This is a genomic window from Hujiaoplasma nucleasis (assembly GCF_013745115.1).
GTDB classification, from domain to species: domain Bacteria; phylum Bacillota_I; class Bacilli_A; order Izemoplasmatales; family Hujiaoplasmataceae; genus Hujiaoplasma; species Hujiaoplasma nucleasis.
The window spans coordinates 1,123,564-1,144,873 of the sequence record NZ_CP051151.1; the positions used below are offsets into that span (position 1 = coordinate 1,123,564).

General features: G+C 31.4%; 18 protein-coding genes and 1 other annotated feature. All 18 genes read right to left on the minus strand.

All coding sequences use genetic code 11. The features are described 5' to 3' along the window. Positions 1-256 precede the first annotated feature (256 nt). The 18 genes from rpoC to HF295_RS05360 all read right to left on the minus strand — a co-directional run bounded on the left by rpoC (position 257) and on the right by HF295_RS05360 (position 21,307). Positions 257-3,934, minus strand: a complete 3,678-nt coding sequence (gene rpoC, locus HF295_RS05275) for a DNA-directed RNA polymerase subunit beta' (protein ID WP_312031132.1) — start codon at positions 3,932-3,934, stop codon at positions 257-259. Positions 3,935-3,946: 12 nt separating this feature from the next. Beyond that, on the minus strand, positions 3,947-7,576 hold the full coding sequence (rpoB, locus tag HF295_RS05280; RefSeq protein ID WP_312031133.1) for a DNA-directed RNA polymerase subunit beta: 3,630 nt from the start codon (positions 7,574-7,576) through the stop codon (positions 3,947-3,949). Between the two features lie 118 nt (positions 7,577-7,694). Beyond that, positions 7,695-8,282, minus strand: coding sequence for a class I SAM-dependent methyltransferase (locus HF295_RS05285; protein WP_312031134.1), 588 nt, complete (start codon positions 8,280-8,282; stop codon positions 7,695-7,697). A 71-nt stretch (positions 8,283-8,353) separates the two neighbouring features. Continuing rightward, positions 8,354-8,728 carry a 50S ribosomal protein L7/L12 gene (gene rplL, locus HF295_RS05290; RefSeq protein WP_312031135.1) on the minus strand — a complete coding sequence of 125 codons (375 nt, stop codon included), beginning with the start codon at positions 8,726-8,728 and terminating at the stop codon, positions 8,354-8,356. 16 nt (positions 8,729-8,744) lie between these two features. Continuing rightward, complete coding sequence (gene rplJ, locus HF295_RS05295) at positions 8,745-9,257, minus strand: 50S ribosomal protein L10 (protein ID WP_312031136.1); 513 nt, start codon at positions 9,255-9,257, stop codon at positions 8,745-8,747. A gap of 20 nt (positions 9,258-9,277) precedes the next feature. After that, positions 9,278-9,401: a sequence feature (ribosomal protein L10 leader region), on the minus strand. Continuing rightward, positions 9,387-10,079: a 50S ribosomal protein L1 gene (gene rplA, locus HF295_RS05300; RefSeq protein WP_312031137.1), complete on the minus strand. Its 693-nt coding sequence runs from the start codon at positions 10,077-10,079 to the stop codon at positions 9,387-9,389. (Overlaps the previous feature by 15 nt.) 84 nt (positions 10,080-10,163) lie before the next feature. Then, entirely contained in the window at positions 10,164-10,589 is a 426-nt protein-coding gene (gene rplK, locus HF295_RS05305; protein ID WP_312032607.1) for a 50S ribosomal protein L11, read from the minus strand. Between the two features lie 133 nt (positions 10,590-10,722). Further along, positions 10,723-13,140, minus strand: coding sequence for an ABC transporter ATP-binding protein/permease (locus HF295_RS05310; RefSeq protein WP_312031138.1), 2,418 nt, complete (start codon positions 13,138-13,140; stop codon positions 10,723-10,725). Between the two features lie 2 nt (positions 13,141-13,142). Next, positions 13,143-15,332: an ABC transporter ATP-binding protein/permease gene (locus HF295_RS05315; RefSeq protein ID WP_312031139.1), complete on the minus strand. Its 2,190-nt coding sequence runs from the start codon at positions 15,330-15,332 to the stop codon at positions 13,143-13,145. 71 nt (positions 15,333-15,403) lie between these two features. Next, on the minus strand, positions 15,404-15,949 hold the full coding sequence (nusG, locus tag HF295_RS05320) for a transcription termination/antitermination protein NusG (RefSeq protein WP_312031140.1): 546 nt from the start codon (positions 15,947-15,949) through the stop codon (positions 15,404-15,406). Positions 15,950-15,958: 9 nt separating this feature from the next. Continuing rightward, a complete protein-coding gene (secE, locus tag HF295_RS05325; RefSeq protein ID WP_312031141.1) occupies positions 15,959-16,426 on the minus strand; it encodes a preprotein translocase subunit SecE in 468 nt (155 codons plus the stop codon). Between the two features lie 9 nt (positions 16,427-16,435). Beyond that, complete coding sequence (gene rpmG, locus HF295_RS05330) at positions 16,436-16,579, minus strand: 50S ribosomal protein L33 (RefSeq protein ID WP_312031142.1); 144 nt, start codon at positions 16,577-16,579, stop codon at positions 16,436-16,438. A gap of 58 nt (positions 16,580-16,637) precedes the next feature. After that, positions 16,638-17,180 (minus strand): sigma-70 family RNA polymerase sigma factor, encoded by a 543-nt coding sequence (locus HF295_RS05335; protein WP_312031143.1) that lies wholly within the window; start codon positions 17,178-17,180, stop codon positions 16,638-16,640. Beyond that, positions 17,181-17,900 carry a 23S rRNA (guanosine(2251)-2'-O)-methyltransferase RlmB gene (gene rlmB, locus HF295_RS05340; RefSeq protein ID WP_312031144.1) on the minus strand — a complete coding sequence of 240 codons (720 nt, stop codon included), beginning with the start codon at positions 17,898-17,900 and terminating at the stop codon, positions 17,181-17,183. A gap of 61 nt (positions 17,901-17,961) precedes the next feature. Then, complete coding sequence (locus HF295_RS05345) at positions 17,962-18,348, minus strand: Mini-ribonuclease 3 (RefSeq protein WP_312031145.1); 387 nt, start codon at positions 18,346-18,348, stop codon at positions 17,962-17,964. Continuing rightward, the gene (cysS, locus tag HF295_RS05350) at positions 18,345-19,676 is read right to left on the minus strand and encodes a cysteine--tRNA ligase (RefSeq protein ID WP_312031146.1); all 1,332 of its coding nucleotides are present in this window, start codon (positions 19,674-19,676) and stop codon (positions 18,345-18,347) included. Before cysS ends, HF295_RS05345 begins: the two co-directional genes overlap by 4 nt. Before the next feature lie 126 nt (positions 19,677-19,802). After that, positions 19,803-20,000 (minus strand): cold shock domain-containing protein, encoded by a 198-nt coding sequence (locus tag HF295_RS05355; RefSeq protein ID WP_312031147.1) that lies wholly within the window; start codon positions 19,998-20,000, stop codon positions 19,803-19,805. 71 nt (positions 20,001-20,071) lie between these two features. After that, positions 20,072-21,307, minus strand: coding sequence for a DNA recombination protein RmuC (locus tag HF295_RS05360; RefSeq protein WP_312031148.1), 1,236 nt, complete (start codon positions 21,305-21,307; stop codon positions 20,072-20,074). Between the last annotated feature and the right edge of the window lie 3 nt (positions 21,308-21,310).

A 21,310-nucleotide genomic window follows, 5' to 3' on the forward strand; every position in this document is an offset into this window, starting at 1 on the left:
TTTGACGTTTTTTAAACTTGTCTTGTTTTTCTGTCGTTTTTCGTTCGTATATGTTCAGTTTTCAAAGACCATTTTCTCGTCTGCGTTTTCACACGCTTATATATTCTATCATAGGCAAACTTATGTGTCAACAATTTTATCTCTGTTTTTTTAACTTTTTTTGTTTTCTTATAAAATTGCTATTTTTAGCCTATTATTTGATAGTTTTTATAAGAAAAGAGCTGCTAGAAAGCAGCTCTTATTCTAAAAATAAAAACTACTCTTCGTATTCTTCGTAAGGATCTTCTTCAACAATAGCTTCCTCGTAATGGAATTCTGTGTCTCTTAAGATACCTGTACCCGCCGGAATCAATCCGCCGATAATAACATTTTCTTTTAAACCAACAAGTGGATCATGCATACCTCTAATGGTAGCGTCTGTTAAGACTCTAGTTGTTTCTTGGAAAGAAGCAGCAGATAAGAATGATTCTGATTTCAAACTTGCTTTAGTAATACCTAATAAGATAGGTCTAGCAACTGCAGGTTTTAATCCTTCTTGTAAAACTTTTTTATTAGCTTCAACAAATTGATTGATTGAAACTTGAGATCCTGGTAATAAATCAGTATCCCCTTCCAATACAACCGTCATTCTTCTTGTCATTTGTCTCACAATAATTTCAATATGTTTATCTGAGATATCAACTTTTTGTGATTGGTATACTCTTTGTACTTCGTTAATAATATATTTTTGAACAGTTTCCACATCAGTAACCCTTAATAACTCTTTAGGATCAATCGTTCCTTCAACCAATTGTTGACCAGCTTTCACTTCTTGACCTTTTTCAACAATAATTGTTGCTTTAGGGTTTGTGGTGTATTTTTTCTCTTCTACATCACTCTTAATATGGATGATGGTGCGACTATTATCTTTTTCAACATCAATGATTACACCAGATATTTCAGAAATAATAGCTTTTTTCTTAGATTTACGTGCTTCAAATAATTCTTGAACACGAGGTAAACCTTGGGTAATGTCATCTCCAGCAACCCCACCAGTATGGAAGGTTCTCATGGTTAACTGTGTACCAGGTTCACCAATAGATTGAGCAGCAATAACACCTACAGATTCTCCAACTTCAGCTTTTTCACCTGTCGCTAGGTTTTGACCATAACACTTACGGCAAATACCAACTTCAGCTGTACAAGATAAAGCGGTTCTAATAGGCACTCTCTTAACACCAGCTTCAACAATCATTTTTGCTTTTTTCTCAGAGATATATTCATTTCTATGAACTAAGATTTCGCCAGTTTCTGGATGGAATACATCCGCTGATGGGTAGCGTCCATTAATTCTATCTTCTAATGTAACAATAACCTTGCCATCTCTATCAAGAACTTCATCTAGGTATACACCTTTATCTGTTCCACAATCTTCAATAGAAATAACAACTTCTTGAGAAACGTCAACTAAACGTCTTGTTAAGTAACCTGACTCAGCAGTTTTTAAGGCTGTATCCGTAGAACCTTTTCTAGCCCCATGGGTAGAGATAAAGAACTCTGACATGGTTAAACCTTCAATGAAGGATGCTTTAATAGGTAACTCAATGGTTCCCCCAGATGGGTTGGCCATCAATCCACGCATACCAGCTAACTGAGTGAAGTTTTGGATATTACCACGAGCACCTGAGTTAGACATCATATAAATATGATTATCTTCTTTCATCTCATCAGCAAGTCCAGTTTCAACTTCTTTTTTAGCTACTTTCCATTCTTCAATAACCAAGGCTTTTCTTTCAGCATCTGTTAACATACCTAGGTCATATGTTTCTTGAATTTCAGCCACAGTATCTTCATGTCTTTTTAGAACGTCGCCTTTTTTACTATAAACTTCAACATCACTCGCTGCTATGGTAATACCAGCTATTGTTGAATATTTGAAACCAATATTCTTCATTTTATCCAACATTTTAGATGTTTCATTAATTTTATATTTTTCAAATATTTTTGAAATAATCAAAGCCAAGAATTTCTTATCAAAAGGTTTAACTAAAGGCATCTTTTCGATTTCTTCTTTTAAGTTTCTACCTGGTTTAATAAAATATTGACTTGGTGTTTGAATGGTTAAGTTTGATTCAGTAGGTTCATTAATATATGGGAAACTTGCAGGCATGATTTTATTAAAAATCAATTTACCAGCAGTTGTTACCATAAAGTATGACAAGTATGACTCAGGAACCCTATCAACAAATGATAAAATATTGTTTTCTTGCATAAAACCAATACCTTGATCATGTTCTTCAGGTTTAAAGTTGTTTTTCATACGAATATGTGAATCGATTTTCAAAGCAATTCTAGTGTGTAAATCAATATATCCGTTTTCATAAGCCAACATGACTTCGTCATAGTTAGAGAAGTAAGAACCTTCTCCTTTACCACCTTGAGATTCTTTTGTTAAGTAATAGTTACCCAATACCATATCTTGTGATGGTGTAACAATTGGTTTCCCATCTTTAGGTGCTAAAATATTGTTAGATGCTAACATTAAAACTCTTGCTTCAGCTTGAGCTTCTTCTGATAAAGGAACATGAACCGCCATTTGGTCACCATCAAAGTCAGCATTAAATGCTGTGGTTACCAATGGATGTAAACGAATAGCTTTACCTTCCACAAGTTTAGGTTCAAAAGCTTGAATACCTAATCTATGTAGGGTTGGTGCACGGTTTAAAAGAACAGGATGTTCTCTAATCACATCTTCAAGTACTGACCAAATTCTATCATCTAATCTATCGATTAAGGTTTTAGCATTTTTAAGATTCGAAGAGATACCTCTTTCAATCATTTCTCTAATCACAAATGGTTTGAATAAAGTAATCGCCATTTCTTTTGGCAATCCACATTGGTACATTTCCAAATCTGGTCCTACAACGATAACTGAACGTCCAGAATAATCCACACGTTTACCAAGTAGGTTTTGTCTGAAACGACCTTGTTTACCTCTTAACATATCTGATAAAGATTTTAAAGGTCTATTTCTTTCAACAACAACTTTACGTCCACGTTTTGAATTATCAATTAAAGCATCTACTGCTTCTTGTAACATTCTTTTTTCGTTTTTAGTAATAAGGTGTGGTGCACCTTGTTGGAATTGTCTTTTTAAACGTTTATTTCTATTTAAAATTCTTCTGTATAAATCGTTAAGGTCAGTTGTCGCAAAACGTCCACCATCTAGTTGAACCATAGGTCTTAAATCTGGTGGAATGACTGGTAATACTTCTAGAACCATCCATTCAGGTTTATTATCAGATTGAGCAAATGCTTCAACCACTGATAATCTTTTAACGATTTTTTCACGTCTTTGTTTAGACGCTGATTTTAACTCAACTCTTAATTTTAAAGTTTCTTCTTCTAAATTAATATCTTGTAATAACTTTTTAATGGCTTCTGCACCAGTTAAAGCTCTAAAGCGAGAACCAAATTCAAAATACTTATCAGTATAATCTCTTTCAGATAATACTTGTTTATATTCTAAATCTGTATCTCCTGGTTCAGTGACTATATAAGAAGCTAAATATACAACTTCCTCTAAGTCTTTGGCTTTGATATCTAAAAGGGTAGCTAAACGAGAAGGAGAGTTTCTTAAATACCAAGTATGAACAACAGGTGCTTCTAACTCGATATGACCCATTCTTTCTCTTCTAACCTTAGATTCAGTAATTTCTACACCACAAACCGGACATTTTTTTCCTGGATGAGAAGATTTTTTAGATTTGTTTGAACATGCACATTGATAATCTTTTTGAGGTCCAAAGATTCTTTCGCAAAACAAACCATCTTTTTCTGGTTTCAATGTACGGTAGTTAATTGTTTCATGATTTTTAACTTCTCCATAAGACCAAGATCTTATTTCTTCAGGAGAGGCTAATCTAATCTTCAAATGTGAAAATTTTTGACTCATTATCTTTCCTCCTTACGATTGAAAACCAAATTTATCAAGATAATTATCCTTGTCGTTTTCGACTAAAGATTTTTCTATCTCATTTTCTCCGGTTTCGCGATTAATTAATTCTACATAGATACCTAGTGCTCTTAACTCACGAGATAAAACTCTAAATGACTCAGGCAATGATGGTGAAGGAATTGGTTGTCCATCAACAATTGCTTTGAACACTTTATTTCTACCAATAATATCATCTGATTTAACAGTTAACATTTCTTGTAATGTATAAGCAGCACCATAGGCTTCTAATGCCCAAACTTCCATTTCTCCGAAACGTTGTCCACCATTTTGTGCTTTACCACCCATAGGTTGTTGGGTAACTAAAGTATAAGGACCAACAGAACGAGCATGAAGTTTATCATCAACCATGTGGTCAAGTTTAATCATATACATAACTCCAACTGAAACTGGGTTATCAAATTTACGGCCTGTACGACCATCATATAGGGTAAACTTACCATCAGGTCTCATTTTTGCTTCTTCCATAATAGCAGCTAAATCACTAGACTCAACCCCATCAAATACCGGAGAAGCTACATGAATACCTAGTCTCTTAGCAGCCATACCTAAATGGATTTCTAAGACCTGACCAATATTCATACGTGAAGGAACCCCAAGTGGACTTAACATAATATCAATTGGTGTACCATCTTCTAAATATGGCATATCTTCTTCAGGTAATATTTTTGAAATAACCCCTTTGTTACCATGGCGACCTGCCATTTTATCCCCTTCAGATATTTTACGTTTTTGAACGATAAATACTCTGACTGACATATTAACACCAGGGTTTAATTCTGCATTTTCTTTTGTTAAAACTTGAACAGATTTAACAATACCGCCACCACCATGTGGTACGCGTTTAGAAGTTTCTTTTACTTCTCTTGATTTTTCACCAAAAATTGCCAATAACAATTTTTCTTCAGGTGATGGATCCGTTTGTCCCTTAGGTGTTACTTTACCAACTAAGATATCGCCTTCTTTGACTTCAGTACCTGGAATAACAATACCATTTTCATCTAAGAATCTTCTACCTTCAGGACCAACACCAGGAATTTCTCTTGTGATTTCTTCTTTTCCTAATTTTGTATCTCTAGCCTCAACCTCATATTTTTCAATATGAATTGAAGTATAAACATCTTCTTTAACTAAACGTTCATTCATAATAACAGCATCTTCATAGTTGTAACCTTCCCAAGTCATAAATGCAACAGTCACGTTTTGACCAATAGCAAGTTCGCCTTGAGACATTGAAGAACCATCAGCAATAATAGCGTCTGCTTCAATATATTCACCTAAAGAAACAATTGGTGTTTGATTGAAACAAGTTCCTTGATTTGAACGCATAAATTTATCTAATTTATAAGTATCTAATTCACCATTTTCAGTTCTGATTTTAATGACTTTACCATCAACATACTCAGCTACACCTGCTCTTCTAGCAACAATTGCTGAACCAGAGTCATGGGCAACCTTATACTCAATACCAGTACCTACATATGGTGCTTGTGGTTTTAATAAAGGAATTGCTTGACGTTGCATGTTGGCACCCATCAATGCACGTGAAGAGTCATCGTGCTCTAAGAAAGGAATTGAAGCCGTTGAAACTGAAACAATCTGTTTAGGTGAGACATCCATATAATCGACATCTTCACGATAGAACATTTTAGTTTCACCATTTTTTCTAGCTACGACTCTATCATCTAAGATATTACCTTCATCATCTGTATTAATATTTGCTTGGGCAATGATAAAATCTTTTTCATCATCCGCAGATAAATAATGAATTTCATTGGTAGTTTTCAAGTTTTCCTTATCAACTTTTAAATATGGTGTTTCCATAAATCCATATTTATTTACTTTTACATAAGTTGCTAAAGAGTTAATCAACCCAATGTTTTGACCTTCAGGTGTTTCAATCGGACAAATTCTACCGTAATGTGATTGATGAACGTCACGAACATCAAAACCAGCTCTATCTCTTGTTAAACCACCAGGTCCTAAGGCAGAAATTCTTCGTTTATGCGTTAACTCATCTAAAGGATTCGTTTGTTGCATAAATTGAGATAACTGACTTGAACCAAAGAATTCTTTTAACGATGAAGTTAAAGGACGAATATTGACCAAGTTTTGTGGTGTAATTTCTCTTGGATCTTTAGTAGACATTCTATCCTTAACATTCTTTTCTATTTTAGCTAAACCAATTCTAAATTGGTTTTTCAATAATTCTCCAATCAATCTTAAACGTCTATTACCTAAATGATCGATATCATCCATTTCACCTAAACCTTTAAAAAGATTTAAGTAATAATTAATTGAAGCTAAAATATCAGAAGTTGTAATATGTAAACGAGTTTCATAAGAATTATTACCAACAATCTTCACCTTTTGAGTGTTACCTTGTTCATCTTTAATTCTTACTTCTAATTCTTCAACAAAAACATCTCTAATGACATTTTGCAAGAAATCTTCATTAGGATCATCTGCGATAATTTCATTTCTATTTTCACGATCTATCAGTAATTTTAAGTCTTTTTCTAAATCAGGATCAAAAGTAATTTTTTTAGTTAATGCAGCTCTATGTTGACCAATAATTTCATAATTATCATAAGTTAAAGCAGTATTTCTTTTTAAAATAACTTCGCCAGTTTCTACATCAACTAAGTCTTTAGACAATCTAACATCTAAATCTTTATCAATCACTGTTTTAATCATATGAACTATATCTAATTTTTGATTCACTTTAAAGCGACCAACATCTGCTAGATCGTATCTTTTATCATTAAACAATCTTGATACAAAGAATTGTCTCGCCCCTTCAAAAGTCGCTGTCTCACCTTGACGAATTTTAGCGTATACTTCTTTAATTGCTTCTTTTGAGTTTTGTGTTAAATCTTTAGCAAATGAATTTTCAAGTAAGTCGTTTTCCCCAAAAATATCAATGATTTGTTTTCTTGTTGAAAAACCAAGGGCTTTAATCATTGTAGTTAGAAGAATTTTCTTAGAACGGTCTACTTTAGCATAAGGCATATCTTTAGAACCCATTTCGAATTCTAACCATGCACCTCTTGTTGGAATGACTTGCCCTAAAAATTTAACCTCTTGTGTTTTTTTATCTTTTTGTTCAGAATAAAAAACACCAGAAGAACGAACAATTTGTGAAACAATTACACGTTCAGAACCATTAAAAATAAAGGTACCATTTGGTGTCATCATAGGAACATCTCCCATGAATAATCTGTGTTCTAACACATCATTGTTATCAATTAATTCTCCAGTTTTCGGATCAATAAGTTCATTGTTTTTCAAACGAACTTGAACCCGCAAAGCGCGAGAATAGGTCAAATCCTTTTCTTTGCATTCATCAATAGAATACTTTGGTTCATCGAATTTAAAGTCGCCAAAATAAAGTTCAACAGATTCGTTGAAATTCGTTATTGGAGAAATATCATCAAACAATTCTCTTAATCCAGTTTCTAAAAACCACTTAAAAGAATCCGTTTGAACTTCAATCAAATTCGGTAATTCCACATTGGATTTAACACGCGAATAATTTCTTCTTTCTTTGGCCTTACCATACTTTACAGTACTATAATTCACACAATCACCTCATAAATAAATTTGGTGTTTTTTTTATGTTGCTAAAACACAAAAGCAAACGCAAAAATGCGCATTATACGCATTTTATAATTTTATCATAATTTTTCAATATAGTCAATTATAATCCACATCTAATTATTTGATAGCCGGATTTTTTTTCAACGACTTCAACACTTGAATAAACACTTTGACAAAATGCTAACGCAGAAGGTGCTCCTTGTTTCTTTTGTATAACAATATATAAAAAGCCCTTAGGCATTAAATGTTTCTTAGCATCTTCAAAAAAGCGATAAATGACAGCCTTACCTGCCCTAATCGGAGGATTGGTTACAATCACATCATATTGATCTTTAACTTGATTAAAACCATCACTCACAAAAGGATAAACATCTGTATTGTTTAATTTAGCATTCAACTTTGCCAATTCAATTGCTCTTTCATTAATATCGACCATATCAACAAGGGCTTGAGGTTGAATAGATTTTAATATAATACCAATTGGTCCATAACCACACCCTAAATCTAACAACTTATGATAAGGGTACTTCATCACAGTTTCAATCAGTAATCTTGAACCAAAATCTAATCCTTTTTTTGAAAAGACACCATGGTCTGTTTTAAAAGAATAATGTTTATTAGCTATCAAAACATCATGTATTTTTGTATTTGATCTTAGACTATCATCATTGGTAAAATAGTGTCCCATTTCATCACCTCATAGACGAACGAAAAACCTGAGCCACGCTCAGGTTTATGTTCATTTCAAATGTTGATTAATTATTTTAATTCTACTGTAGCTCCAGCTTCAGTTAATTTAGCAGCGATTTCTTTACCTTCATCTTCGCGTACTTTTTCTTTAATTGCTACAGGAACTGAGTCAACTAATTTTTTAGCTTCAATTAATCCCATACCAGTTAATTCTCTTACAACTTTGATAACAGCAACTTTAGATCCACCAAAGCTAGTCATCATTACGTTAACTTCTTTTGGACCTTCGTCTTCAGCTTCTGCTGCTGCAGGTGCTGCTGCAACTGCTACTGCACTTGGATCGATACCGAATTCTTCTTTCATTGCATCGATTAATTCTTTAATTTCTAAAATATTCATTTCTTTTAATGCTTCAATAAAATCTTTAGCGTTAATTTTTGCCATTGTTATTTCCTCCTAATTAATTTTCTTGTTCTTCTTCAGAATCATTTTTTGTTAATAAATCTAATGCGATTGCTAAGTCTCTTAGTGGTGCATATAATTGACCAGCTAACATAGCTAACAATCCTTCTTTGTTTGGTAATTGAGAAATCTCTTTGATTTTCTCGTCTTGATAATAAGCTCCATCAACTATTCCTGATTTGATTTTAAGCTTTTTGTTCTTCTTAGCAAATTCATATAGTACTTTTGCTGCTGATACTTGATCTTCATAAGAGAAGACAACTGAGTTTGGACCAACTAAATCATTAACCAATTCAGAATAACCTTTTTCTTCTGCAGCTCTTCTTGCAATATTGTTTTTAATAACAAACATCTCGCAACCAGCTTCGCGTAATAGTTTACGTAAAGCTTGAGTTTTTTCCACAGTAAGTCCTTGATATTCTGCAATCACAACTGATTTTGAGTTCGTCATTCTCTCAGCAACTTCATTGACTAATAATTGTTTTGTATCAATTACTTTTTGATTAGCCATTCATAGACCTCCTTCTTGTCTCTTAAATACGAAAACCTCTTTTTACGAGAAAAAGAGGTTTAAATTGAACATTTAAAAATCTTAATCTCGGTAGGATGATTAAGCCTTAGCCCCTACTGTCTTCGATTGTTATACAGTTTTTTTAACTTCTAATTGAACGCCAGGTCCCATCGTTGATGAAATCGTAACGTTTTTAAGATATACACCTTTTACTGTTGATGGTCTAAGTTTTCTAATAACATCTACAACTGAATCGATATTTTCTACCAATTTTTCAGGTGCAAATGATACCTTACCAACTAAGACTTGGATATTACCAAATTTGTCAACGCGATAAGTGATTTTTCCACCTTTTGAATCGCTAACAGCTTTTTCAATATCCATTGTTACTGTACCAGTTTTTGGGTTAGGCATTAACCCTTTTGGTCCAAGTACACGACCTAACTTCCCTACTGATGCCATCATATCTGGTGTTGCAATAACAACATCAAATTCTGACCATCCCTCTTGAATTTTTTGAACTAAATCATCGTCACCGACATAATCAGCGCCAGCTGCTTGAGCTTCTTTAGCTTTTTCACCTTTAGCAAAAACTAATACAGTTTTTGATTTACCTGTTCCGTTTGGTAAAACTAAAGCACCTCTAAGGTTTTGTTCAGCTTTACGAGGATTAAGGTTTAAGTTGAAAGCCAATTCAACAGATGCATCAAATTTTTCAAAGGAAATTGATTTTACCAATTCAACAGCTTCTAAAACTGGATAAGCTTTGTTTTTTTCAACTTTGCTTAAAGCTTCAGTGTATTTTTTTCCTTTTTTTGCCATGTTGATTCCTCCTATATTTGGTTTTAGCGGAATGTCCTCCCAATTATATAGTTGAATAATAATCTATATTAACAACTTATAAACTTAGTCTTTAACGACAATTCCCATGTTACGTGCTGTACCTTCAATAATACGAGCTGCTGCTTCAATATCATTTGCGTTAAGGTCAGCCATTTTTGTCTCAGCGATTGCTCTTAATTCATCCCAAGTAATCGTAGCGACTGTTTCTGTTTTAGAGTTTCCAGCTCCTTTTTGAATTTTGCATGCTTTTTTCAATAAATCACTTGCAGGTGGAGTTTTTGTAATAAATGAAAATGAACGGTCGTCATAAACAGTTAATACAACAGGAATAATATTTCCTACCTGATCTTTAGTTCTATCATTGAATTGCACACAGAATTGTTGGATGTTAACGCCTGCTTGTCCTAAAATTGGTCCAATTGGTGGTGCTGGTGTTGCTTTTCCACCAGGAACTTGCAGTTTAACAACGTTTTTAATTTCTTTAGCCACGAAAGACACCTCCTTATTTTCGTGATGTGGTGATAGATTAACATCTCCCACTCAAACTACATAATGCACGCTAGAACATTATACATTATAAATAATAATTAGTCAAGATTTTTATCTGTCTAAATTATAAGAATTAAATATCATATTTTGCGAGAATTTCAGCTGGTGATTTTCTCATTAAATTAAATATCGGTAATAAACCAAAAACTAAATTTACCAGGTAAATTCCTACCAATCCAAGCATCAATAACCAGAACGGTAAATAGAATACTGGATAATATGAACCAATTGAATTTTCAATGGTTGTTAAGACATAGGCTGCAATTAAATAACCTGTCGCAGACAATAAACTTGTATATACTAAAATCTCTGAAACAAAGATCTTATAAACATCTTTTTTAGTTGCGCCAATAGCCCTATATATTCCTATTTCTTTAACCCTATTAATCATTGAAGTTCTCATCAAGAAATAAATAAACAAAATAATTCCAATAAATATAGCAATCATCGATGAAATTGAAGCTGAAATATCAAAATTTCTATCCTCAAGATAAATTTCTCTATCATGTTCATAGATATCATAAGCTTCATAACCTAAATCTTCTAAGGCTTTAAGAACAGCCTCTTTATCATCCGCGTAGAATTTATACCCGCCTTCTCTATAAATATTGCTGTTTTGTACCGCCACTATTTCCGCTGCTTTTTCTGTTAATAAAAAGGTTGCTGAATTCAAGTTACTATCATTATCCAGTTCATATAAACCAACGATTTTATAAAGACCAGAACCTAGAGTTACTTGTTGATTTATCGAATAATAAGCGCTTTTATAAGCAAGAATTTCGGTATCATTTGCTGGCATCCTGCCCTCGCTTATATTGATAGAATCTTCATAAGCTTCAACAATAGACACAAATGAAGCACTCTCGTGTGAAAGACCATAATACTTATCCGGATATACGATTAAGGTTTCGCTAGCATCGATCACTCCAACCACTTTAAAAGCAAGCCTATTTCTTCCTCCATAAACATTAGCTAAGACAGAAAAATCCAATAGATCTTCAACATCTTCATAACCCATTTGCGTAACTCTATAGTTATTTAAAATCATATCTGCAGTAAAAGAAGAAATCGCTACTTCATTAATATTGCTTGGCAATTTCCCTACCAATAAATCATCTGAATCAACCCAAGATGCTTTAATTGGCCAAACAGACAAATTAACATTCAAACTTGTTTGGTAAAAACTTTGTTGGTAAAAATTAACATACTGAGAATAATACTGATCTGAATATAAGATTGGCGAACCTATACCTTCAATTTCCATAATCTCTTCATAATCAGAAGTGCTTAATTTATTACTCTTTTCTATAGACACATATGATTTAGGCGCTGATAAAAATTCATACTCGTTTATTCGAATAATGTTTCCTAAAGAAGCCAATTGAAAAGCCACCACAGCCGAAATCACAAAATAAGCAAAAACAAGTATTTTTCTACCTATCTTTCTTCTTGTAAAGAGTTTCTTCAAACCTGTAAATAATGTATCTCTCCACCTAAATAAAGATTTATGGTGATGATGTTCAATGGCTTTAAATTTATCAAAATCTAAAGCTTCCATTTCTTCAGTTTTAAATTCTTTTTTATGGTCATCAACTAAAGATATTTCCGATTCATGATCAATAAATTGAATTTTCTTATCTGAATTGGTTTGAATATAAATGGTGTCATTCATTTCCACCACTTTAAAATCAAAATGCTTATTATTTTCTTTTTCATAATAATAATCAATAAACTTAGTTTCTAAATCTTCTTTATTTAAATCTTTTAAATAAATAAAACGATCATCTTTATGTTGGTAAGATGTGTTTTTAAAGTTTTGATAATCATTGGTAACAATACCATCTTTTAATTCTATGATTCTATCCGCAAATAAATCTACTAAATGTCTTTCATGTGTTACTAAAATAACTAGTTTATTTCTTGATATATTCTTAATCAAAGACATGACTTCAAAAGTATTATTACTATCAAGGTTACCTGTTGGCTCATCCGCAAAAATAACATCAGGATTTTTAGCTATTGCTCTTGCTATACCTACACGTTGTTGTTGACCACCTGACAAAGCCAGTACATTTCTTTTACGATAATTATACATACCAACTTTATCTAATGAATAATTAATTCTTTTGTCTAATTCTTCTTTGTCATAGAGTCCAGCAATATTTAAAGAAGTCTTAATATTGTCATAAACCGATTGATCTGGTAATAAATGATAATTTTGGAAAATAAATCCTATTTTTTCATTACGTATATAATCAACTTTAGATGATTTGTATTTTTTTACTGACTCACCTTCATAAATAATTTCACCACTATGAAAATTATCCAAACCAGCGATAACATTTAATAAAGTTGTTTTCCCACAACCAGAAGGACCAGTAATTGCTACAAGACCTTTTTCCGGGAACTGAATAGATGTATTATTGATTACATGGATTTGATTTGATCTGTTTTTATTAAAATACTTATGTAAATTTCTAATTTCAATCATAACTATTCCATCTCCCTTCTTAATGTTTCTGCCACACTGTCATGATAAACCCTACTTAAATATCTTCGAGATAAAATTACTGCAAAGAAAGAAACGAATAACAATAAATAAAGTAAATTTTTAAAATCAAAATACTTTAAAATAAATAGTGGGCTTCCGACCTCTACAAAAGGAGAAATAAAGATAACCAATAATAAGAATATGATATAAGCAAAAGCTGCCATAAACCATGATTCTAAATATATAAAGGATCTAATGGTTCCCTTGTTAGCACCAATGGTTCTAAAAATAGCATAATCTGTCATTTTAGAATTAATAATGTTTTTAATAATAACATATGAAATAAAATATATAGCTAAGAACATTAGACCAAACATTACAAACAAACCAAAATTAAGAACGATCAATATTAAGCCCTCTAAAGATTCTCCTGAGTTAACATTGGCAGGATAATAGACTTGATATAAATTTACACCATTCTCTTTTTCCCTACTTAAGTCTTCATATAATTGACTAGCTTCTATAGGGTCATTGGCAAATATAGAAATTTGATAAGGCACATTCTCATCAAAAATTTGATCAAATAAGTTCTGACTTAACTGAATTTCATATTGACTCATCACTTTAGGTCTCACAGTGACATTCTCAATTGTTTTATTCGTATAAAATGTTTCAAACATGATATCAGCTTGGTAATCTGAAGTATTTTCAAAATCATAATAGATGTACATCTCATCATCATTAAGATCACTTGCCAAGGAAACCCAATAATCACTTAGATCAATACTTGAACCAGACTTATCAATTTTTATAGTCGCATAGTTATTAAAGCCAAAAAGCTTACCAAAATAATCCCATCTATCATCATGTATAAAAACATAAGAACGGTACTCTTCATCAACAACATTAATGATATCATTGGTATAAATAACTTTATTAATATCAAAATTATAAGATTTTGTGAAAAATTTTAAAGTAGCCTCTTTGCCCAAGAAATTGCTTAAAGCTTCATCCTCATAATAATTTGGTAAAGTTAATAAGACCTCATTAATATTCCAATTTTGATATTCATCACCTAATAATGATATAGGTAATATCATTAAATTCATATACTCACGATCATATATGTTATTACTCATTTTGATTTCCCATTCGTAATCACCATAACTATTAGTCATAAGAAAGTCAAAAGGCACAACAGTATTAACTTTGGAATGATTTTCAAAGTCAGTAATTTCAGATTCTGTAAAAGGACTTCCATCTGTTTTGTTTAATACAATTCTTGTTTCTGGTATAAAACCAAAATCATAATTTTGGCCAGTAAGTCCAGATCTTGAATCTAAAAAAGTTGCATAAGCAAAAGCAAAGAAAAATATAGCAAAAGCAAAAATCACAAACAACAACAAAGATTTCTTTGGGGTTGCCAATAAGTTTCTTAAAACCATTTTAGTTGTTTCTTTAAAATTCATCTTATAATCTTTATCTTCTAATATAGGTAATTTTTCAGGAACAACTTTTACTATCTTTTTATCTTCTACAATCTCACCATCAAATACCCTGATTTTACGAGTTGCGACTTCTTCAACTTGACTAAAATCATGAGTAACAACAATCACTAATTTTTCTTTAGCTATTTCAGCCAATAAATTAATAATCATTTTCGCTGATTCGCTATCTAAATTTCCGGTGGGTTCATCTGCAACAACCACTGGTGCATCTTTAGCAATAGCCCTAGCAATAACCACTCTCTGTTTTTGCCCACCTGATAGTTTTGTTGCCTTATGTTTAATATGGTCACTTAGACCAACTTTTCCAATAATATCCAAAGCTCTTTGTCTTAACTTGTCTTTTGGATAACCTGATAATATTAAAGCTGCTTCAACATTTTGTAAAACAGTATATGATTCTATTAAATTATAAGATTGGAATATAAAAGCAATGTATTTTTTTCGATAATTTTCCCAATCTTCTTTGGAATAATAAGAAGTTTCTTCATCATTGATATAAAGTTCACCTTCTTCATAGGTGTCAATCCCAGAGATCACATTTAAAAGTGTGGTTTTACCTGAACCACTTTCCCCAACGATTGCTACAAACTCATGTAAACCTAATTCAAGATTTACTTTCCTTAATCCAAGGCTAACTGTTTGATTTTTGCTATAAAATTTAGAAATATTTTTTAATTTAATCATAAGTCCTCCGCTCCTAGTTATTATAACATGAAAGGAAAAAAAAGAACGAGAATTTTCTCGTTCTAAATCTTTTATTTAATCACTTCGATTTGAGCAAAATCCAACTCCATTGATGTTTGTCTTTCAAACATTTCAATAAGTACATGAATTTTACCTTGATCTTCATCAATACTTTCAACCACAACTTCTTGACCCTTAAAGTTTCCATCAGCTATTCTAACAGTTTGTCCAACTTTAACATTCAAGCGTTGTACTTCAAGCATACCACACTTCTTCAATATAGGAAGAATTTCCTCAGGTTTTAATGGAACAGGTTTTGTTCCTCCACCACTTGATCCTAAGAATCCTGTAACACCTGGTGTATTTCTTACGACGAACCAAGAATCATCAGTAACAATCATTTCAATAAATACATATCCAGGGAATATTTTAATAGATTTTTCTTTTTTTGATTTATCAGGTTTTTCTTCAATCTCAATGGTTTCTGGAATCATCACTTGGAAGATTAAATCTTCCATATTCATTGATTCTATACGTCTTTCAAGAGATGACTTTACAGAATCTTCTTTTCCAGAATAAGTTTGAACTATATACCATAAACGTTTTTCACCATTCATGAATAACGCCTACCCATATATTAATTTAAATAAAGGATTTAAGGCAAGATCATAAACCACGAAAACTAGCATTAAGAATAATAAGAATGTAAATACTCTACCCGCTGATTGTGCTAATTTTTTACCAGTTGGCCAATTTACTTTTTTCATTTCTACAATACTTGGTTTTGCAAATGGGATGGCTAAATAGATAATGACTAATGCACCAACTAAAATTAAGAATCCACCTGTTAATAATCTTTTTAATGTTGTATTGAAGAAGAAATCAATAACACCAATTCCTGATTTACCTAAAACAGCTGTTAAATCAGTTGTTCCAAATTGACCACTGACAATATATACTCCGTATAAAATTAATACTGGAGATAAAATTGCTAGTAACCAGTTTTCAAATTTGTATTCTTTTTTAAGAATACTCATGACTCTTCCTTCGTCTTTATTGTTTTTAGGCTTTAATTGTTTTTTATCGTTTGCCATAATATCCTCCTATTTACCTTCCTTATGAAGTGTATGTTTTTGACATTTTTTACAATATTTTTTAACTTGAAATCGAGTCGGTCCAGTTGATTTCTTAACCTCATAATTCCTCGATAAACATTCTTCACATATTAATACAGCTTTATTTTTCATAATTATCCTCTCACAAGCGTATCTAATTTATCAAAATTTACTTAAATTGTCAAGAAAATCATCGTATTAAGTGTATTTTAATTTTTTTCTTGATTCTATCTAAAGCATTATAAATTCGTTTTTCATTCGTTTTTAATTCTTGAGCAGTTTCTCGCACTGTTTTCAGTCCAATAACCTTGATCTGATAAACCTGTTTTTCAAAATCAGATAACTCATTAATAGCCCTATGAATTTCATCATCCAAATAATTAAAAACTTTAGCTTCTTCAAAGACAGATAAAGTTTTAGCTGGCAAGGTCTCTTGTACCAACTGAAAATAATTATTTTTCTTCTTTTTATATGAAATATAGTAATTAATTAAATTTAACTCAAAAAATCTTGTAAAAGTTTTATTATAGTTTTCATCAAATTTAATGACTGATTTATGCAGTAAAATTAAAGCTTCTTGATAACAATCATCAAAATCATATACTAGGTTGAATTGTTTGATTTTTTTCGCAATAAAGAATTTGTACTTATAAACCATTAATTGGAAGGCTTCATCATCACCCTCTTTAATGAGTTTAATAATTTCAAAATCATTATAATCGCGAAAATTCATTTATTTCATTGTCTTCCTTCTTAATATATCAAAAATTAAGATACCAGCACTGACAGAAGCATTTAAAGAATTAATTTTACCTACCATATCAATTTTAACATTATAATCCACATTGCTTTTTACAATTCTAGATATACCCTTACCTTCAGAGCCTATGACTAAACATAGGGGTACATCAACAATAATGTCTTGATAAGATTTATCTGTGTTTAAATCAGTACCTACTGTCCAAAAACCAGAATCCTTTAAAATTTTAATAGCATTACTTAAGTTGGTGACTTCGATAATATTTACATGTTCTATGGCCCCGGAACTAATCTTAGCTACAGTGCCACTTATTTTAGCTGACCTATTCTTAGGAATAATAACCCCTTGTACACCACCAGCTTCACAAGAACGAATGATAGCGCCTAAATTATGGTCATCAGTAATTTGGTCTAACATGATTAAAAAGGGATTTGTTTTTAAATCTAAGGTATCAAGGAATTCATTAAGTTCATAAGTCTTGTAATCTTCTACTTCTAAGATAACTCCTTGATGGTTACCAAGAAATTTCTTTTTAAAATCATGTTTAGACATGATTTCATAAGGAATTTGATGTCTTTTTACATGATGAAAGATATCTTGATTAGAATCTTCCATAATAAAAGCATTGAAAATCTTTCTTTGTGTTTTTAATACTTCTAGACAGGTATTTCTACCATAGATTAATAAAGACATTAGCCACTTCCTTTCTACCATCATAACATAATTCTATAAAATTATTTTTGAAAAATATCACTTATTTTCTAACCTCTTGATTGATAATCTCTATAGATTTATCAATAATCTCTTGCATTCTATCCTTTTTATGATCTAAATACAAATAGCCAATCACTGCTTCAAACCCAGTGGATTGGTTATATGTTTGAATATCTGTGTTCTTTGGTTTATGGGTGCTAGATTGATTTCTACCTCGCTTATAAATAGCGATTTCTTCTTCACTTAAGAACCCATCCAACATTTGTAAAACCACATGAGATTGCGATTGACTTTTAGTATATTGTATACAAGCTTGATGAAGATCATTGACCTTAGTCAATCCTTCTGACAATAAATAGTTACGTATTGATAACTCATATATTGCATCTCCTAAATAAGCCAAAGTTAGACCATTGTACAAAATCATAAAATTCCTCTTTCTAAAAGTTGATCTCTTAGAATATCGGCTTGGTCAAAATCTTTGTTTTTTCTCGCTTGAGTCCAATCTCGATAAATTTGTCTTTCTTCATCAGTCATGGCTTTCAGTTCAACTTTTAAACCTAAGATAGAGGTCATATATCTAATGGCAGATAAGAGTTGATTATATTCATCACTTGTTTTATTTTGTCTGACTTGAATATTAATTAATTTTGTTAGTGCTTGTAAGGCAGTAATTGCATTGGCGGTATTAAAATCATCTTCTAGAGAAGAAATAAAATCATTCATTAATTTTTCTATTTCTTGGTCTGTAATTTTCACTTCTTGAACTTGACCCAACAAATCAACTTTTCTAAATAAGACTTTCATGGTTGATTCTAGTTTTTCAAATTCTTTAACATACATTTGGAATCCTTCTTCATCATAATTCAAGGGTGAACGATAATGAGTGCTTAATAAAAAATATCTAAGTGCCATTTTATTATCTACATCTTTAACCAATATAACATTACCAATACTCTTAGACATTTTAGTATCTTTGATAGAAACCCTACCATTATGCATCCAATAATTTGCTAATCTGTGGTTATTTAAAGCTAGAGACTGAGCAATTTCGTTTTCATGGTGTGGAAATTTTAAATCAGATCCCCCACCATGGATATCTATTTTTTCACCAAAAATATCATCGATCATGGCGACACACTCAGTATGCCAACCTGGTCTTCCTGTTGAAAAAGGCGATTCAAATTTCAAGCCTTCATCTGTTTTTTTCCATAAGGTAAAATCTAAAGGACTTTCTTTATCTGGATTGACATCTATTCTTGATCCACTTTTTAAGTCGTTAACTTCTTGTTTACTTAATCTACCGTAATCTTTTATTTTTTCAACCCTAAAATAGACATCCCCATGAACCTTATAGGCATAATCCTTGTCTATTAACATTTGAATATAATCTATGATATGGTCCATATACTGAGTTACTTTAGGTTTAATATAATCACTTAAGCAATTTAAAGATTCTACGTCATTTAAAAAAGCTTTAATATAATGTTGGCTAATGATGAATTCATCTTTACCTTCTTCAATAGCTTTTTGAATAATTTTATCATCAACATCGGTAAAGTTAGAAACAAATTTGACCCGGTAATTTTTAGCTTCAAAAAACCGTCTAACCGTGTCAAAAAAAACCACTGGTCTAGCATTCCCTATATGAATGTAATTATAAACAGTAGGACCACAAACATAGATATTCAACTGATTATCATGAATTGTTTTAAAAATTTCTAATTGATCTGTATAAGAATTATATATTTTCATCATTACCTCACTATCACACTTCATTATATTTGAAAAAACTATGTTTTTCAAGCCTCTTCAATCCAAATAAAAAAACCACGACTGTGGTCTTTTTGTTTGTACTTTGTTTAACTTACAGTTTAATTTCTATAATTTCACTATATTGGCAGCTTGAGGTCCTCTATCTCCATCAACAACATCGAAAGTTACTTCTTGGCCGTTTTCTAAAGATTTGTACCCATCGCCTTGGATTGCTGAGTAATGTGCAAAAATGTCATTTCCTTCTTCATCAGTGATGAAACCATAACCTTTTTCTGCGTTAAACCATTTTACTGTTCCGTTCATATAAATCTCCTTTACTTATTTGTTGCAAGTTTATTATACAATTATATAAATAAATTTGCAAATTTTATTTGCTAATTAGGGCCATCTTCTTGCTTAGAACCCTCATCAATCATGGACACATCCTGGATGCTATCAAACTTAGAACTTATACGTTCAACCCGACTATCTAAGAGATCAGAATCTTTTTTTATGGTTTGAATGGTCCTAGATAATTTTGACCATTCTTGCCCAAAAATCTTAAAGTCTTTTCCAAGTTTTAATAACTCTTGATTGATCTTTTCCATATTTTCTGATCTTTGATGATCAATCACAAAAGCTTTAAAGGAAGATAATAAGGGAATGATTGTTGTTGGTGATACAATGGTCACTGATTTCTCTCTAGCGTAATCAATGACTTGTGGTGATTTAGAATGTAACAAGGATAAAATACCATCGCTAGGTACAAACATTAAGGCATAATCCGTTGTTTTTGGCGGTAAAATATATTTATTAGCAATATCAGTAATATGTTTTTTTACCTCTCTAGCGAATTGAGAAATAATGGAGTTTTCTTCTTCCTTTGTTAGACCCTCATTATCAAATAATTTTGAATAAGCTGAAAAAGGAAATTTAGAATCAATCGGAATGATACTGTTGGGCTTAGGCATAAAAATAACCGCATCAACTCTTAATGATTTTTGATCATCATTAATGGCATATTGGGTTTGATACATTTTGTTATTATCACCATAAATAGAATACAACAATTGGTTTAACTGATATTCCCCGTAAGCTCCTCTAGATTGATTGTTAGAAAGTATATTTTGTAAAGAAACCATCTCTTCAGATAAGGCTTTAATATTCTTTTGAGCTTCATCAATAACTTCAACTCTTTTAACAATATTAATAAAGGTTTCATTGGTATCTTTAAAACCCTGGTTTAATCTTTCTTCAACTTTTTGATTCACATTTTGCATTTGATGGTGAAAACTTTCAGTTAAAGTCTTAAATTCCAAATTAAACTTATCAGATATCTTTTCTTGAAAATCATTCAGTTGTTGGTTAACACGAATTCTAAAATCCGTTATATTTTTGCTAGATAAATCAGAAACATTTAATAATTGTTTATTAACTTCATTATTAAAAGATAAGATGGACTGTGTCATCTCTGTTTTTAAGTTGTTTTCTAAAAGTCTTACTTCTTTAACAAATGAATCATCAAGCATGTCCTTTTCTTTATGTTTTCTAACAATAAAATAGAGTTCTAAAACTATCAAGACAAGGATTAAACCTATGCAAATCAACATTAAAATTTCTAATCTATCCACTTA